We start from the raw sequence: 16,244 nt of genomic DNA on the forward strand, positions 1-16,244 counted from the left end.
GGGCATGCCCGGCGGGCGTCCCACATCGTGGAGGCGCCCTCCTCAAAGCGCCGGACATTTCATACTTTCTTTTGCGGAGCAATGACCGAGATGATCGGGGTGTTTGAGTGACCGCAGTGCTAGTTCTGGAAGACGGCCGTGTCTTCCACGGGGTCCCCTACGGCGCCGAGGGCGAGACCTTCGGCGAGATGGTCTTCAACACCGGGATGACCGGCTACCAGGAGACGCTCACCGACCCCTCCTACCACCGCCAGATCGTCGCGATGACCGCGCCGCACATCGGCAACACCGGGGTCAACGACGAGGACCCCGAGTCCTCGCGGGTCTGGGTCTCCGGCTACGTGGTCCGCGAACCCGCGCGCGTGTCCTCCAACTGGCGCGCCAACCGCTCCCTCGACGACTACCTCAAGGAGCAGGGCGTCGTCGGCATCGCCATCGCCGGCACCCGCGCCCTCACCCGCCATCTGCGTGAGCGTGGCGCGATGCGCGCCGGGGTCTTCTCCGGCGCGGCCCTCGCCCCGGTGGAGGAGCTGCTGGAGCGCGTCCGGCGCAGCCCCGAGATGGAGGGCGCCGACCTGGCCGGCGAGGTCTCCACCGCGCAGCCGTACATCGTGCCGGCGGTCGGCGCCAAGCGCTTCACCGTGGCGGCCGTCGACCTCGGCATCAAGGCCATGACCCCGCACCGGATGGCCGAGCGCGGCTGCGAGGTGCACGTCCTGCCGGCCGACAGCACCGCCGCCGACATCCTCGCCCTCGACCCGGACGGGGTCTTCTTCTCCAACGGCCCCGGCGACCCCGCCACCGCCGACGGGCCGGTCGAGGCGCTGCGCGGCGTCCTGGAGGCCGGCACGCCGTTCTTCGGCATCTGCTTCGGCAACCAGCTCTTCGGCCGGGCCCTGGGCCTGGGCACCTACAAGCTGCGCTACGGCCACCGCGGGGTCAACCAGCCGGTCCAGGACCGGCGCACCGGCAAGGTGGAGATCTCCGCGCACAACCACGGCTTCGCCGTGCAGGCCCCCCTGGAGGGGCGCTTCGAGACGCCGTACGGCCCGGCGGAGGTCAGCCACGTCAACCTCAACGACGACTGCGTCGAGGGACTGCGGCTGCTCGACCGCCCCGCCTTCAGCGTCCAGTACCACCCCGAGGCCGCGGCCGGCCCGCACGACTCCGCCGGCCTGTTCGACCAGTTCTGCGCGCTGATGGAAGCGGCGAGGGGACGGGCGGGCACGGTGGCCGGAGCGGGCGACGGGCCGGGCGTGACCACGGCGGGAGCCGCCACAGGACAGGCCGCGGACCGGGAGCCGGGCGCCGAAACGGAGGGGAACAAGGATGCCTAAGCGCACGGACATCCAGTCGGTCATGGTGATCGGCTCCGGGCCGATCGTGATCGGGCAGGCCTGCGAGTTCGACTACTCGGGGACCCAGGCCTGCCGCGTGCTGCGCGCCGAGGGCTTCCGCGTGATCCTCGTCAACAGCAACCCGGCGACGATCATGACGGACCCCGAGTTCGCCGACGCCACCTACGTCGAGCCGATCACCCCGGACATCGTCGAGAAGATCATCGCCAAGGAGCGGCCCGACGCGCTGCTGCCCACCCTCGGCGGCCAGACCGCGCTGAACACCGCGATCGCCCTGCACGAGGCCGGCGTCCTGGCCAAATACGACGTCGAGCTGATCGGCGCCGACGTGGACGCCATCCAGGCGGGCGAGAACCGCGAGCTGTTCAAGGGCATCGTGGCCAAGGTCGCCGCCGAGCGCGGCCTCAACGCCGACTCGGCCCGCTCGTTCGTCTGCCACACCCTGGACGAGTGCCTGGCCGCCGCCGGCGAGCTGGGCTACCCCCTGGTGGTGCGCCCCTCCTTCACCATGGGCGGCGTCGGCTCCGGCTTCGCCCACGACGAGGACGGCCTGCGCCGCATCGCCGGAGCGGGCCTCGACGCCTCGCCGACCACCGAGGTGCTCCTGGAGGAGTCCATTCTCGGCTGGAAGGAGTACGAGCTGGAGGTCATGCGCGACAAGGCCGACAACGTCGTCATCGTCTGCTCCATCGAGAACATCGACCCGATGGGCGTGCACACCGGCGACAGCGTCACCGTGGCCCCCGCCCTGACCCTCACCGACCGCGAATACCAGAACATGCGCGACGTCGCCATCGCGGTCATCCGCGAGGTCGGCGTCGACACCGGCGGCTGCAACATCCAGTTCGCCGTCGACCCGCGCACCGGCCGCATGGTCGTCATCGAGATGAACCCGCGCGTCTCCCGCTCCAGCGCCCTGGCCTCCAAGGCCACCGGCTTCCCGATCGCCAAGATCGCCGCCAAGCTGGCCATCGGCTACACCCTGGACGAGATCCCCAACGACATCACCAAGGAGACCCCGGCGTCGTTCGAGCCCTCGCTCGACTACATCGTGGTCAAGGTGCCGCGCTTCGCCTTCGAGAAGTTCGCCGGGGCCGACCAGACCCTGACGACCCACATGAAGTCGGTCGGCGAGGCCATGGCCATCGGCCGCTCCTTCCCCGAGGCCCTGCAGAAGGCGCTGCGCTCGCTGGAGAAGAAGGGTGCGGTCTTCACCTGGGCGGGCGAGCCGGGCGGCAAGGACGACCTCCTCGCGGCCTGTCGCACGCCGCACGACGGCCGGCTGTTCACCATGCAGCAGGCCATCCGGGCCGGGGCCACGTCCGCGGAGCTGTTCGAGGCCACCGCGGTGGACCCGTGGTTCCTGGACCAGCTGTTCGCCATCGACGAGGTAGCCGCCGAGCTGCGCCAGGCGCCCCAGCTCACCGCCGAGGTGCTGACCCGGGCCAAGCGGTACGGCTTCAGCGACGTGCAGATCGCCGAGCTGCGCGACATGACCGAGCCCCGGGTCCGGGACCTGCGCCACGCGCTGGGCGTCCGGCCGGTCTACAACACCGTCGACACCTGCGCCGCCGAGTTCGCCGCCCGCACGCCCTACCTCTACTCCACCTACGACGAGGAGACCGAGGTCCCCTACGGGGAACGCCCCAAGGTCCTCATCCTCGGCTCGGGGCCGAACCGGATCGGCCAGGGCATCGAGTTCGACTACGCGTGCGTGCACGCCTCCTTCGAGCTGTCGGCGGCCGGATACGAGACCGTCATGGTCAACTGCAACCCGGAGACGGTCTCCACCGACTACGACACCTCCGACCGGCTCTACTTCGAGCCGCTCACCCTGGAGGACGTCCTGGAGGTCGTCCACGCCGAGCAGCAGACCGGCCCGGTCGCCGGCGTCATCGTCCAGCTCGGCGGCCAGACCCCACTCGGCCTGGCCCAGGCGCTCAAGGACGCCGGTGTCCCGATCGTCGGCACATCGCCGGAGTCGATCCACCTGGCCGAGGAGCGCGGCGCCTTCGGCCGCGTCCTGGCCGAGGCCGGCCTGCCCGCGCCCAAGCACGGCACCGCGGTGACCGTGGAGGAGGCGCTGGCGATCGCCGAGGAGATCGGCTACCCGGTCCTGGTCCGGCCCTCCTACGTCCTCGGTGGCGCCGGCATGGCCATCGTCTACGACGACGAGACGCTGAGCACCTACATGTCCAAGGCCGGCGCGGCCAGCGACCACCCGGTGCTGGTGGACAAGTTCCTCGACGAGGCCGTCGAGATCGACGTGGACGCGCTGTTCGACGGCGAGGAGCTCTACCTCGGCGGCGTGATGGAGCACATCGAGGAGGCCGGCATCCACTCCGGCGACTCGGCGTGCTCGCTGCCCCCGATGACGCTCGGCAGCCACGACATCAAGCGCATCCGCACCGCCACCGAGGCCATCGCCCGCGGCGTGGGCGTGCGCGGCCTGCTCAACGTGCAGTACGCCATGTCGGCCAACATCCTCTACGTGCTGGAGGCCAACCCGCGCGCCAGCCGTACGGTGCCGTTCGTCTCCAAGGCCACGGCGGTGCCGCTGGCCAAGGCGGCGGCGCGGGTGATGATGGGCGCCACGGTGGCCGAGCTGCGCGCCGAGGGCATGCTCCCGGCCGAGGGCGACGGCGGCACCATGCCGCTGGACGCGCCCATCGCGGTCAAGGAGGCGGTGCTGCCGTTCAACCGCTTCCGCGGCGTCGACACCGTGCTGGGCCCGGAGATGCGCTCCACCGGCGAGGTCATGGGCATCGACGAGTTCTTCGGCACGGCCTACGCCAAGTCGCAGGCCGCCGCCTACGGCTCGCTGCCGACCGGGGGCCGGGCGTTCGTCTCGGTGGCCAACCGGGACAAACGTGCCATGATCTTCCCGGTCAAGGCGCTCGCCGACCTCGGGTTCGAGATTCTCGCCACCGAGGGGACCGCCGAGGTGCTGCGCCGCAACGGCGTCCATGCCAAGATCGTGCGCAAGCAGAGTGAAGGAACGGGCCCGGGGGGCGAGCCGACCATCGGCCGGCGCATCCTGGATGGTGAGGTGGATCTCATCGTGAACACGCCCTTCGGCAGCCCCGGCCAGTCCGGGCCGCGGCTGGACGGCTACGAGATCCGCACCGCGGCCGTGCTGCGGGGAATCCCCTGCATCACGACCGTCCAGGGGCTCGCCGCGGCGGTCCAGGGCATCCAGGCCGTCGTCCGCGACGACATCGGCGTACGGTCGCTCCAGGAGCACGCGGAGCGGCTGAGGGGGCAGGCGGGTGCGGTGGGCGGCGAGGAATGAGCCGTCCGCGGAGCGGATGAGGAGCCGGGCGTGACCGCAGACACGGCGGTCACGGGACGGACGGGTGTGGCGGACGGCCGGCGATGAGCCGTCCGCGGAGCGAGTGAGGAGCCGGGCGCGACCACAGGCACGGCGGTTGCGGGGCTGAGGCCCCGGCGGAGGTGAGGGAGACGCCTGTTACTCCGGTACAGGTGACGGGCACGGTGCTGACGACGCGCCGGGTCGACGCCTACCATGCGCTGACCGTGGTCGCGCCCGGCATCGCCGAGCGGTTCCGGCCCGGACACTTCGTCGCGGTGGCCGTCGGCGGGGCGCAGACGTCGATGCTGACGCGCCGTGCCTTCTCCATCCACGACGTCAAGCCCGACTACAGCGGCACGGTGGAGTTCGTCTTCACCGTGCGCGGCCCCGGCACGGCGTGGCTGGCCGAGCGCCGCGCCCGTGACACGCTTGACCTGGTCGGGCCGCTCGGCCGGCCCTTCCCGCTGCCGCGCGACCCGGTGACCTGCGTCCTGGTCGGCGGCGAGTACGGCTCGGCGACGCTGTTCCCCGTGGCCGACGTGCTCCAGCAGCGCGGCTGTCGCGTCGACTTCGTGCTGGGCGCGGCCTCGGCCGACCGGGTCTTCGGCGCGCTGCGCGCCCGCAGGATGGGGGAGACGACCACGCTGACCACCGAGGACGGCTCCCTGGGCCTGCGCGGCCGGGTGACCGACGTGCTGCCCGGCGTGATCGCCGACGTCCGGGCCGACGTGGTCTACGCCTGCGGCCCCATGTCGATGCTGCGCGGCGTCACCGCCGTGGCGGTCGAGTTCGACATCCCGGTCCAGGTGGCCGTGGAGGAGCGGATGGCGTGCGGGGTGGGCGTCTGCATGACGTGCGTGCTGCCGGTCATCGGCGACGACGGCGTGACCCGGATGGTGCGCTCGTGCGTGGAGGGGCCGGTCTTCCGGGGCGAGCGCGTCCGGTTCGACGACGTGGGGACGATCCCGTTCGACGCGCTCGGAGCGCCCGGTGGGGGATCGCGGAATGCCGGTTGACATGCGGACCTACCTGGGGCACGTGGAGCTCGTCAATCCGATCACCACGGCCGCGGGATGCGCGGCGTCGGGCTCCGAGCTGGCCCAGTTCTTCGACCTGGGCCGGATCGGCGCGCTGACCACGCGGTCGATCACGATGGCCCCCAGAGCGGGCCGTCCGACCCCCAGGATGGCCGAGACGCCCTCGGGCATGCTCAACGCCATCGGCCTGCAGGGGCCGGGCGTGGACGCCTTCCTGGAGCGCGAGCTGCCCTGGCTGGCCCAGCGGAACGTCAGGACCGTGGTCTCCATCGGCGGCGGCACCGTGGCCGAATACACCGCGCTGGCCCGCCGGCTCACCGACGCCCCCGGGGTGAGCGCCGTGGAGGTCAACCTGTCCTGCCCCAACATCGAGGACCGGGGGCGGGTCTTCGCCCGCGACGGGGCCGCCTCGGCCGAGGTGATCGCCTCGGTGCGCTCGGTGATGCGCTACGACGTGCCCGTGGTGGCCAAGCTCTCCCCGGACGTGGTGGACGTCGTGAGCGTCGCCCGCGCCTGCGTGGACGGCGGCGCCGACGCGCTCTCGATGATCAACAACCCGCTCGGCATGAGCATCGACACCGAGGCCATGCGCCCGTCGCTGGCGGCGGTCACCGGCGGCCTGTCCGGACCGGCCATCCGGCCGCTGGCCGTACGCTGCGTGTGGCAGGTCCACGCCGCGCTGCCCAGCGTGCCCATCATCGGCATGGGCGGCGTGCTGACCGGCAGGGACGCCTTCGAGCTCATCCTCGCCGGGGCCTGCGTCGTCGCCGTCGGCACGGCGCTGTTCCACGACCCCTACGCCTGCCTGCGCATCCTGCGGGAGCTGGAGGAGCTCCTGGCGGCGCGCGGCTTCCACCGGCTGGCCGACGCGGTCGGGCTGGCCCATCGCCCGCCGGGGGCGTCCACCCGGCACCGGATAGATCTAGAGGAGAGTTCCCTGTGACGCCCGCACCCATCGCCGTCGCCCTGGACGCACCCGACCTGGAGACCGCGGCCCACTGGGCGAGCCTGGTGACGCCGCACGTGAGCACGGTCAAGGTCGGACTCGAACTCTACCTCCGTTACGGCCCCGAGGTGATCGCCTCGGTGCGCGGCGCGAGCGGCGTGCAGATCTTCCTCGACCTGAAGCTCCACGACATCCCGAACACCGTCGCGGGCGCGGCCAAGGCGGTGGCGCGGCTCAAGCCCGCGATCCTGACCGTCCACGCGGCCGGAGGCCCCGCGATGATCGAGGCGGCGGTGGAGGCCCTGCCCAGCACCCAGATCGCGGCCGTGACGGTGCTCACGTCGCTCTCCGAGGCCGATCTGGAGCGGATCGGCCTGAGGGGTCCCTCCGACGACGCCGTGCGCCGTATGGCGATCATGGCCGTCGGCGCGGGCGCCCAGGCCCTCGTCTGCTCGCCGCGTGAGGTCGCCACGGTGCGGGCAGAGGTCGGGCCGGACATCACCCTGATCACTCCCGGCGTCCGCCCCGTCGGCGCCGAGAGTCAGGATCAGGCAAGGGTAGCGACTCCCGAGCGGGCACTCGCCGACGGGGCCGATCTTCTGGTGATCGGCCGCCCGATCACCGGCTCGGCCGACCCGGGGGCGGCCGCCGCGGGGATCGCCGCGGCGCTGCGGCGCACCCTCGCCGCCAGCGGGCGTGCGGTGTGATCCACGTCGCTTGAAAACACGGCGGTGAGCGCAGTTTCGTCGACGCTCGGCTACTTTTCGGCTACACAAAGTGACGAAGTAGATTTTCTAAGGGAAGAAACTGGCCTTGACGTTGCTTGGAGCGTCATGACCAGCTAGTTTCCCATCCCGTCCGAGTACATCGACAGGAAATTCGAGGTGACCCGGCGTGGCTCTTCCTCCCCTTACCCCTGAGCAGCGCGCCGCAGCCCTAGAGAAGGCTGCCAAGGCCCGCCGAGAGCGTGCCGAGGTTAAGAACCGCCTGAAGCATGGCGCGATCTCTCTGGCTGAGGTGCTCAAAGACGGGCAGGCTGACGACGTCATCGGCAAGATGAAGGTCTCGGCTCTTCTGGAGTCGCTCCCCGGCGTGGGCAAGGTCCGCGCCAAGCAGCTGATGGAGCGGCTGGGCATCGCAGAGTCCCGCCGCGTGCGGGGTCTGGGCGCCAACCAGCGCGCTTCGCTCGAGCGTGAGTTCGGCGGTGCCGAGAGCTAGTCTCGGTTCAGTAAGAACACGCTCACCCGCATCCGCGGGAAAGGCATCACGGGGGGTTTGGAGTGACCGGAACGTCGTGGCCCGACGAGAGTCGGACCCCGGAGGCAACCGCTGAGAGCGGGTCCGGTGGCTTCACCTCCCCGGTCGCAGGTCCGGTGGCGGCGCGAGCCTTCGCCGGACCGACCGGCAATCGCCTGACGGTCCTCTCGGGGCCGTCAGGCGTCGGCAAGTCCACGGTCGTCGCCGAGCTCCGGCGGGCACACCCCGAGGTGTGGCTGTCGGTCTCGGTGACCACCAGGAAGCCCCGGCCCGGGGAGACCCACGGGGTCGAATACTTCTTCGCCGACGACGACGAGTTCGACCGGCTGGCCGCCTCCGGCGAGCTGCTGGAGTGGGCCGAGTTCGCCGGCAACAGATACGGCACGCCGCGCGGCCCGGTGCTCGACAAGCTCGCCGCCGGAGTGCCCACCCTGCTGGAGATCGACCTCCAGGGCGCCCGCCAGGTCCGGGCCAGCATGCCCGAGGCGGTGCTGGTCTTCCTGGCCCCGCCGACCTGGGAGGAGCTGGAGAAGCGCCTGCGCGGCAGGGGCACCGAGCCCGAGGACGTCATCGCCCGCCGGCTGGCGGCGGGCCGGATCGAGATGGCGGCCGAGCAGGAGTTCGACCTGACTCTTGTGAACACGTCCGTCCAGGATGTATGTCATCGGCTGATAGCCTTACTGGCTGATGCTCCCGAGGCTTCGAGCCCCGGTCGTTCACCTAGCTAGGGGAAATCACAACGTGGCAACGAACGCCGCCTACTCCGAAGGCATCACCAACCCGTCGATCGACGCGCTGCTGGACATCGTCGACAGCAAGTACAGCCTTGTGATCTTCGGCTCGAAGCGCGCGCGCCAGATCAACGCCTACTACTCCCAGCTCGGCGAGGGCCTGCTGGAATACGTCGGCCCGCTCGTGGAGACCCACGCGCAGGAGAAGCCGCTGTCCATCGCGCTGCGCGAGGTCAGCGAGGGCCTGCTCACCTCCGAGCCGATCGAGGGCTAGTCCCACCGATGCGGACGCCTGGCGAGGGTGCGACGGCCGACCGGCCCGTACGGCGGGCGGAGCCGGGTGAGGGGGAGGGACGCCGTCCCGGGCCCGCCGATCCGGACGACCCGGCCCCCGGCCACCCGCCCGGAGCCGACCTCCCGGGCCGCAGGCCCTCCGTCGTCCTCGGGGTGAGCGCGGGCATCGCCGCCTACAAGGCGTGCGAGCTGCTCCGCCTCCTGACCGAGTCCGGTCACGACGTCCGCGTGGTCCCGACCCGGGAGGCGCTGCGCTTCGTCGGCGAGCCGACCTGGGCGGCCCTGTCCGGCAACCCGGTGGCGGCCGACGTCTGGGACTCCGTGCACGAGGTGCCCCACGTCCGGATCGGGCAGAACGCCGATCTGGTGGTGGTCGCCCCGGCCACCGCCGACGTGCTCGCCAAGGCCGCCCACGGGCTGGCCGGCGACCTGCTCACCAACACCCTGCTCACCGCGCGCTGCCCGGTGGTCTTCGCCCCGGCCATGCACACCGAGATGTGGGAGCATCCCGCGACCCGGGCCAACGTGGCCACGCTCCGCGAGCGCGGCGCGATCGTCATCGACCCCGCCGTGGGCCGCCTGACCGGCGCCGACACCGGCCGCGGCCGGCTGCCCGACCCCAAGGAGATCTTCGAGGTCTGCCGCCGGGTCCTGGCCGGGCGCCCGGCAGACCTGGCCGGCCGCCGTCTGGTGATCTCCGCCGGCGGCACCCGCGAGGCGATCGACCCGGTCCGCTTCATCGGCAACCGCTCCTCGGGCCTGCAGGGCTACGCGCTGGCCCGCACGGCCGTCGCCCGCGGCGCCGAGGTCACGCTGGTCGCCGCGAACGTCGCCCTGCCCGATCCGGCCGGGGCCACGGTGGTCCGGGTGGAGTCGGCCGCCGAGCTGCGCGCCGCCGTGCTGGAGGCGATGGAGGACGCCGACGCCGTGGTCATGGCCGCCGCCGTCGCCGACTTCCGGCCCGCGGCGCAGAGCGGCTCGAAGATCAAGAAAACCTCGGCCGACCCCGACCCCATCCATCTGGTGAAAAATCCCGACATCCTTGCGGAGCTGGGCGAGCGCCGCCGCGAGGGGCTCAAGCCATACCCGTCGGTGATCGTGGGGTTCGCGGCCGAGACCGACGACGTCCTGGCCAACGGGCGGGCCAAGCTGGCCCGCAAGGGCTGTGACCTGCTCGTCGTCAACCAGGTCGGCGACAACCTCGCCTTCGGCACGCCGGACAACGCGGCGGTGGTCCTGGCCGCCGACGGCGAGCCGGTGGAGATCCCGCGCGGCCCCAAGGAGGACCTCGCCGACGTGGTGTGGGACCTCGTCGCCCGGAGGCTTGCCTGATCCGCTTGCCGGAGATTCTCCGGCGGCGGATACTGCGTCCGGAGTGACCTGCGACGTTGCAGCATGAAGGGAATTGACCATGCCGGTCCCCGCCGCTGTCAGGGCCCGCTGCCGCGCCCTGCTCCCCCCTGGGGAGGACATGCGTTACATCCTGCCCGCGCTGTCGGTGGGCTCGCCGGGGATGGCGACCTTCCTGATCGTGGTCACCGACCGGTCGATCTCCGTGCTGTCCACCAAGTTCTTCGACCAGGACGCGCCGACCTCGGTCTACGCCACCCACGCCCGGCGGACGAGGCTCGGCCCGGTGGAGTTCTCCGCGGGCGCGGCCATCGAGCTCGGCGACATGGTGTTCGAGATCGACGAGGAGTACGCGGCGGTGGTGTGCGCCGCCGACGCCGAGGTCTTCGCGCCCGAGACGCTGCCGCCCGATCCGCTGCCCGACCTGTGACTCCGCGGCGCGCCCGGGCGCGCCCCGCCCGGACACGGCCCCACCGGCCCGCGTCCGGGCGGTGGAGGACGGATCGGCCCGGCGCGCGGAAAGAGAGCAAGATGGGATTTCACGTGGCCGCACCGGGTACGGCTAGACTTCGGCTCAGCGCTACTGGTGTCGTATAGACGCCAGAGCCCCCAGACGCCAGCAGCCGCTGCATGAGGAGCCACTGACTTGTCCCGTCGCCTGTTCACCTCCGAGTCGGTCACCGAAGGCCACCCGGACAAGATCGCCGACCAGATCAGTGACGCGATTCTCGACGCCATGCTCAAGGGTGACCCCAAGAGCCGCGTCGCGGTCGAGACGCTGATCACCACCGGTCAGGTCCACGTCGCCGGAGAGGTGACGACGGAGACCTACGTCGACATCCCCGGTCTCATCCGGGAGAAGATCCTCGAGATCGGTTACGACGCCTCTCACAAGGGCTTCGACGGCGCCTCCTGTGGCGTGTCGGTGTCCATCGGCGCGCAGTCGCCCGACATCGCCCAGGGCGTCGACGACGCCTACGAGGCCCGCGAGGGCGAGAACGCCGACGAGCTCGACCGCCAGGGCGCGGGCGACCAGGGCCTGATGTTCGGCTACGCCTGCCGGGAGACCCCCGAGCTGATGCCGCTGCCGATCCAGCTCGCGCACCGCCTGTCCGAGCGCCTGTCCCAGGTCCGCAAGGACGGCACCGTGCCCTACCTGCGCCCCGACGGCAAGACCCAGGTCACCATCGAATACGACGGCGACCGCCCGGTCCGCCTCGACACCGTGGTGGTCTCCACCCAGCACGCGGCCGAGATCGACCTCAAGGAGATGCTCGCGCCCGACATCAAGGAGCACGTGGTCGACCCGGTGCTCGCCGGCCTGGAGATCGAGACCGAGGGCTACCGCCTGCTGGTCAACCCGACCGGCCGCTTCGAGATCGGCGGCCCCATGGGCGACGCCGGACTGACCGGCCGCAAGATCATCGTCGACACCTACGGCGGCATGGCCCGCCACGGTGGCGGCGCCTTCTCCGGCAAGGACCCGTCCAAGGTCGACCGCTCGGCCGCCTACGCGATGCGCTGGGTCGCCAAGAACATCGTGGCCGCCGGCCTGGCCGACCGCGCCGAGGTCCAGGTCGCCTACGCCATCGGCAAGGCGCACCCGGTCGGCGTGTTCGTCGAGACCTTCGGCACCGAGAAGGTCGAGGCGGAGAAGATCCAGCAGGCCGTGCTGGAGGTCTTCGACCTGCGCCCGGCCGCGATCATCCGCGACCTCGACCTGCTGCGTCCGATCTACTCGGCGACCTCCGCCTACGGTCACTTCGGCCGCGCCGAATTCTCCTGGGAGGCCACCGACCGCGCCGACGCCCTGCGCGCCGCCGCCGGTCTCTGACCCCTCCGCCACAGCCCCCCGTGAGCCGTCTCACGGGGGGCTGTGGCGTCTCCCGCCGGCCCCCCGGGGGGCCACGCCCCGGATGGTGAGGCGCGGCCTCCCACCTCCACCCGCCCTCCGTCTCGACGGTATCCCGCCGCACCGCCTGCCGCCCGGCCGGAGCCGTACGGCACGGCTGTGCCCTTGACCTGACCACCACCCGCGGGCGTGGGACGTCGGACCCTGTGTAGCTTCTCTTTTTTAGAGATCTTGGGGGAGAGACGTGAGCGGGCGGTCGGGGACAGGCGGATTACCGGCGGAGATCACCAGTTTCGTGGGGCGCAAGGAGGAGGTCCGCCAGGTCAGGCGCCTGCTCCAGGTGTCCAGGCTGGTCACCGTCACCGGGGGTGCGGGCATCGGCAAGTCCAGGGTGGCCGTCAGGGCCGCGTCCGGAGTGCGCCGGGCCTTCGCCGACGGCGTCCGGTTCGTGGAGCTGGCCGGGGTGAGCGACCCAGGCCATCTGGAGGAGGCGGTGGCCCAGGCGCTGGAGCCGGCGGACCCCTCCGGCCGCCCGGACGCCGAGGCCCTGGCCGAGCATCTCCGTGACCGGCGGACCCTGCTGATCCTGGACACCTGCGAGCACCTCGTGGACGCCTGCGCCCGGCTGGCGCAGACCCTGCTGGAGAGCAGCCCCGAACTGCGGATCCTGGCCACCAGCAGGCAGTCGCTCGGCGTGCCCGGCGAACACCTCGTGGCGCTCGCGCCGATGCCCCTGCCCGGCCCGCGCGAGGCGGAGTCGGTGGCCGAGCTGTCGCGCTGCGACTCGGTCGCGCTCTTCCTGGAGCGCGTCACCGCCGTGGACCCGGACTACGCGCTCACCGCCGGGAACGCCCGGCAGATCGCCGAGGTCTGCGCCAGGCTGGACGGCATACCGCTGGCCATCGAACTGGTCGCCGTCCGGATGCGCACGCTCCCTCTCGACCGGATCCTCGGCCTGCTCGACGACAGGCTCTGGCTGCTGTCGGGCCTCACGGCGGGCAGGCGGCACCCGACCGTCGGCGCCACCGTCGAGTGGAGCCACGAGCTGTGCACCGATGACGAACGGCTGCTCTGGTCGCGGCTGCCGGTCTTCGTCTCCACCTTCGACGCCGCCGCGGCCGAGAGCGTCTGCGCCGACGAGGCGCTGCCCGCCGAGCGGGTCCTGCCCGCGCTGCTCGGCCTGGTGGACAAGTCCATCGTGATCCCGGTCAGACGGGGCGAGGGCACGGTCTACCGGCTGCTGGACATCATCCGGGAGTACGGCGCGGCGAAGCTGCTGGAGAGCGGGGACCGGGAGCGGCTGCGCCGCCGTCACCTGCGCCACTACCACGAGCTGGCGGTCCGGGGCAGGACGATCGGCCCGGACGCCGACCAGGTGGAGCTGTGGGGCCGGATCCGGCGCGACTGGCCCAACATCCGCGCGGCCCTCGACCTGTGCGCCGAGGACCCGGCCGAGCACGAGACCGGCCTGGGCATGGCGGTCGCGCTGTGGTACCTCTGGGTCGCCTGCGGGATGCTCCGGGAGGGCCACCACCATCTGGAGCGGCTGCTCGCCTTCGCGCGCCCCGGGAGCGAATCGTGGTCGATGGCGACGCTCACCCTGGCCTACATCGCCATCGCCCGGGGCCACCTGCGCGAGGCGCGGCTGCTGCTGGAGCGGTGCGGGAGCCGTTCCGCGCCCGGCGACGACCTGGTCGGGCTCCTGCTGCTCAAGCTGAGCGGGACGCTGGCCGTCATCGAGGGCGACCTGAGCGGCGGGGAGGCACTGCTGGGCGCGGTGGTGGACCGGCTCGGCCCCGGCGGGCGGCTCCCCGAGGTGCTCCTGCCGGCGATGGTGGAGCTGGGCCTGAGCCTGATCTGGCGCGGCCGTACGGCGGCCTCCAGGGAGGTCTTCCTGCGCTGCCGGGAGCTGTGCGAGGAGCGGGGGAACGCGTGGGCGCGCGCCTACGCCGACTACGGGCTGGGGCTGGTCGCCAGGGCCGAGGGCGACGCGGAGCGGGCGGCCGCGCACGCGCGTGACTCGCTGCGGGTCAAGCGGCACTTCTCCGACGCCATGGCGGTCGTGTTCTGCCTGGAGCTGCTGGCCGGTGCCGCGGCGGACCAGGGCGACCTGGCCAGGGCGGGGCGGCTGCTCGGCGCGGCCCAGGCCGGCTGGCGGGACAAGGGCCTGCTGCGGCAGGGCTATCCGATGATGGCCGAGGAGAGAGCCCGCTGCGCCGAGCTGGTCAGGCGGGGCCTGTCCCGCCGGGACTCCGACCAGGCGGCCCGGGAGGGGGCGGCCCTCGGCCTGGAGGGGGCGATCGCCTACGCGCTCGGCGAGGAGGCGGCCGGGGACCCGCCCGCCGGCCGCGACTCCGGCTGGGCCCCGCTCACCCGGCGGGAGTGGGAGGTCGCCGAGCTGGTCGCCGAGGGGCTGACCAACCGGCAGATCGCCCACCGGCTGATGGTCCTCCAGCGGACCGTCGACTCGCATGTCGAGCACATCCTGGCCAAGCTCGGCTTCTCGGCGCGCGCCCAGGTCGCGGCCTGGGCGACCCGGCGGCGCCGGGAGGGGCCCGCCGCTCCGGGGAGCCCGTGACTACCGCCTGGTAACATTTCGGCGGACACGGGGGGCGGAAAATGGCGAGGCGTCCGGGGAATCTGCCCGTTGACCTGTCGAGCTTCGTGGGACGGGCCGAGGAGCTGGCCGAGGGCCTGCGCCATCTCGCCGGCGCCAGGCTGCTGACCGTCACCGGCCCCGCCGGGGTGGGCAAGACCCGTACGGCCCTGCGCCTGGCCGGCACGCTGCGCCGTGGCTTCGCCGGCGGGGTCTGGCGGGCCGAGCTGTCGGGCGCCGACGATCCGGCGGCCGTCGTCGCCGGGACGCTGGCACCGGGCGGCCCCCTCCCGGTGCCGGAGCTCGCCGCCGCGCTGGGGGACCGGCGGCTGCTCGTCGTGCTCGACACCTGCGAGCACCTCCTCGGCCAGGCCGCCGAACTGGTGGAGACCCTGCTCGGCGAGGCGCGGAAGACCGTGGTGGTGGCCACCAGCCGGCAACCGCTGGGCCTGGCGGGGGAGCGGGTGCTGCGGCTGGCGCCGCTGCCGCTGCCGCAGGCCGTGCGGCTGTTCGAGGACCGGGCCGTGGCCGCCGACCCCGGGTTCGCCCTGACCCCGGCCGTCTCGCCGGTGGTCGCCGAGATCTGCGCCCGGCTGGACGGGCTGCCACTGGCGATCGAGCTCGCCGCCGCCCGGATGCGCTCCCTGTCGGCCCGCGACCTGCTGGAGCGGCTGCGGCACCGCCTCACGCTGCTGACCGGGGTCAGCAGGACCGCGCTGCCGCGCCACCGCGACCTGCGGGCCTGCGTGCAGTGGAGCCACCGGCTCTGCGACGACGAGCAGCGCAGGCTCTGGGCGCTGCTGGCGGCGCTGCCCGGCCCCTTCGACCTGGCCGCCGCCGAGCGGGCCTGCGGCGCCGAGTTCGGGACGGACCGGGTCGCGCCGGTCCTGGCCGGACTGGTGGAGCGGTCGGTGGTGCTCCGCGAGCCGGGAGGCCGCCACAGGATGCTGGAGGCCTACCGGGAGGTCGTGCTGAGCCCGTCCGGGGGACGGTGGCGGCCGGCCGTACAGGAGCCGCTGCGGGGCGCGGGACGTGCCCCGTGCGCCCACCAGGCGGGCCGGGTCGCGCAGGCGGTCACCGGCACGCTGAGCGCCCGGGAGCTCCAGGTGGCAGAGTTGATCACCGAGGGGCTGTCGAACCCGATGATCGCCGCACGGCTGGACATCGCCAAGCGCACCGTGGACGCGCACGTCCGCAACATCCTCGCCAAGGGCGGCCTCACCTCGCGCACCCAGGTGGCCGCGTGGGTGGCCGAGAACGACTGCCAGGCGCAGATATAGGCACATCGCCCGATGCGGGATGCCGGTGCCGGGGCTCATGATGGGGGCGGCCAGTGGGACACCGCGCGCTCCGGCGTTCCGCAGCGGTCAGCCGGTGCTGAGGGAGGGGTCCCCTTCCGGCTGACATGACACCGGGGCGTTCCCCGTGTCGGGCGTGACCCACTGGCCGATCGCCTCCACCGCCCGGGACCTGGCAGGACGAGGCCGCTCCCGGGATCTGGTAGGACAAG

At 72.5% G+C, this 16,244-nt stretch carries 13 protein-coding genes; all 13 read left to right on the plus strand.

The genetic code is table 11. The features are described from left to right. Window positions 1-107 precede the first annotated feature (107 nt). The 13 genes from carA (at window position 108) to J2S55_RS05275 (ending at window position 16,014) form a co-directional block, all read left to right on the plus strand. Entirely contained in the window at window positions 108-1,337 is a 1,230-nt protein-coding gene (gene carA / locus J2S55_RS05215) for a glutamine-hydrolyzing carbamoyl-phosphate synthase small subunit (protein ID WP_306857690.1), read from the plus strand. After that, on the plus strand, window positions 1,330-4,650 hold the full coding sequence (gene carB / locus J2S55_RS05220; protein WP_306857691.1) for a carbamoyl-phosphate synthase large subunit: 3,321 nt from the start codon (window positions 1,330-1,332) through the stop codon (window positions 4,648-4,650). Before carA ends, carB begins: the two co-directional genes overlap by 8 nt. A gap of 161 nt (window positions 4,651-4,811) precedes the next feature. Then, on the plus strand, window positions 4,812-5,687 hold the full coding sequence (locus J2S55_RS05225) for a dihydroorotate dehydrogenase electron transfer subunit (RefSeq protein ID WP_370879591.1): 876 nt from the start codon (window positions 4,812-4,814) through the stop codon (window positions 5,685-5,687). Then, window positions 5,677-6,651: a dihydroorotate dehydrogenase gene (locus tag J2S55_RS05230; protein ID WP_306857693.1), complete on the plus strand. Its 975-nt coding sequence runs from the start codon at window positions 5,677-5,679 to the stop codon at window positions 6,649-6,651. The genes J2S55_RS05225 and J2S55_RS05230 overlap by 11 nt, the downstream gene beginning before the upstream one ends. Next, the gene (gene pyrF / locus J2S55_RS05235; protein WP_306857694.1) at window positions 6,648-7,361 is read left to right on the plus strand and encodes an orotidine-5'-phosphate decarboxylase; all 714 of its coding nucleotides are present in this window, start codon (window positions 6,648-6,650) and stop codon (window positions 7,359-7,361) included. The genes J2S55_RS05230 and pyrF overlap by 4 nt, the downstream gene beginning before the upstream one ends. A 187-nt stretch (window positions 7,362-7,548) precedes the next feature. Next, window positions 7,549-7,872, plus strand: coding sequence for an integration host factor, actinobacterial type (gene mihF, locus J2S55_RS05240; protein WP_012889515.1), 324 nt, complete (start codon window positions 7,549-7,551; stop codon window positions 7,870-7,872). A 155-nt stretch (window positions 7,873-8,027) separates the two neighbouring features. Continuing rightward, window positions 8,028-8,639 carry a guanylate kinase gene (gmk, locus tag J2S55_RS05245; protein WP_306857696.1) on the plus strand — a complete coding sequence of 204 codons (612 nt, stop codon included), beginning with the start codon at window positions 8,028-8,030 and terminating at the stop codon, window positions 8,637-8,639. Window positions 8,640-8,652: 13 nt separating this feature from the next. Continuing rightward, complete coding sequence (gene rpoZ, locus J2S55_RS05250) at window positions 8,653-8,916, plus strand: DNA-directed RNA polymerase subunit omega (RefSeq protein WP_012889517.1); 264 nt, start codon at window positions 8,653-8,655, stop codon at window positions 8,914-8,916. Window positions 8,917-8,924: 8 nt separating this feature from the next. Continuing rightward, window positions 8,925-10,268 carry a bifunctional phosphopantothenoylcysteine decarboxylase/phosphopantothenate--cysteine ligase CoaBC gene (gene coaBC, locus J2S55_RS05255; RefSeq protein WP_306857700.1) on the plus strand — a complete coding sequence of 448 codons (1,344 nt, stop codon included), beginning with the start codon at window positions 8,925-8,927 and terminating at the stop codon, window positions 10,266-10,268. A 139-nt stretch (window positions 10,269-10,407) separates the two neighbouring features. After that, on the plus strand, window positions 10,408-10,716 hold the full coding sequence (locus tag J2S55_RS05260; protein WP_306857701.1) for a hypothetical protein: 309 nt from the start codon (window positions 10,408-10,410) through the stop codon (window positions 10,714-10,716). A gap of 216 nt (window positions 10,717-10,932) precedes the next feature. Continuing rightward, window positions 10,933-12,120 carry a methionine adenosyltransferase gene (metK, locus tag J2S55_RS05265; RefSeq protein ID WP_306857702.1) on the plus strand — a complete coding sequence of 396 codons (1,188 nt, stop codon included), beginning with the start codon at window positions 10,933-10,935 and terminating at the stop codon, window positions 12,118-12,120. Between the two features lie 313 nt (window positions 12,121-12,433). After that, the gene (locus tag J2S55_RS05270) at window positions 12,434-14,716 is read left to right on the plus strand and encodes an ATP-binding protein (RefSeq protein WP_306857704.1); all 2,283 of its coding nucleotides are present in this window, start codon (window positions 12,434-12,436) and stop codon (window positions 14,714-14,716) included. A gap of 41 nt (window positions 14,717-14,757) precedes the next feature. Further along, window positions 14,758-16,014 carry a LuxR C-terminal-related transcriptional regulator gene (locus tag J2S55_RS05275; RefSeq protein WP_306857705.1) on the plus strand — a complete coding sequence of 419 codons (1,257 nt, stop codon included), beginning with the start codon at window positions 14,758-14,760 and terminating at the stop codon, window positions 16,012-16,014. The last annotated feature ends 230 nt before the right edge of the window (window positions 16,015-16,244 follow it).

Origin of the sequence: Streptosporangium brasiliense, assembly GCF_030811595.1 — a bacterium.
In the GTDB taxonomy this organism is placed as follows: Bacteria; Actinomycetota; Actinomycetes; order Streptosporangiales; family Streptosporangiaceae; genus Streptosporangium; species Streptosporangium brasiliense.

Bases quoted from the DNA above. Each gene is read 5' to 3' on its own strand.
- carB (WP_306857691.1), top strand. From the start codon at position 1,330: ATGCCTAAGCGCACGGACATCCAGTCGGTCATGGTGATCGGCTCCGGG.
- J2S55_RS05230 (WP_306857693.1), top strand. From the start codon at position 5,677: ATGCCGGTTGACATGCGGACCTACCTGGGGCACGTGGAGCTCGTCAAT.
- coaBC (WP_306857700.1), top strand. From the start codon at position 8,925: ATGCGGACGCCTGGCGAGGGTGCGACGGCCGACCGGCCCGTACGGCGG.
- J2S55_RS05260 (WP_306857701.1), top strand. From the start codon at position 10,408: ATGCGTTACATCCTGCCCGCGCTGTCGGTGGGCTCGCCGGGGATGGCG.
- J2S55_RS05275 (WP_306857705.1), top strand. From the start codon at position 14,758: ATGGCGAGGCGTCCGGGGAATCTGCCCGTTGACCTGTCGAGCTTCGTG.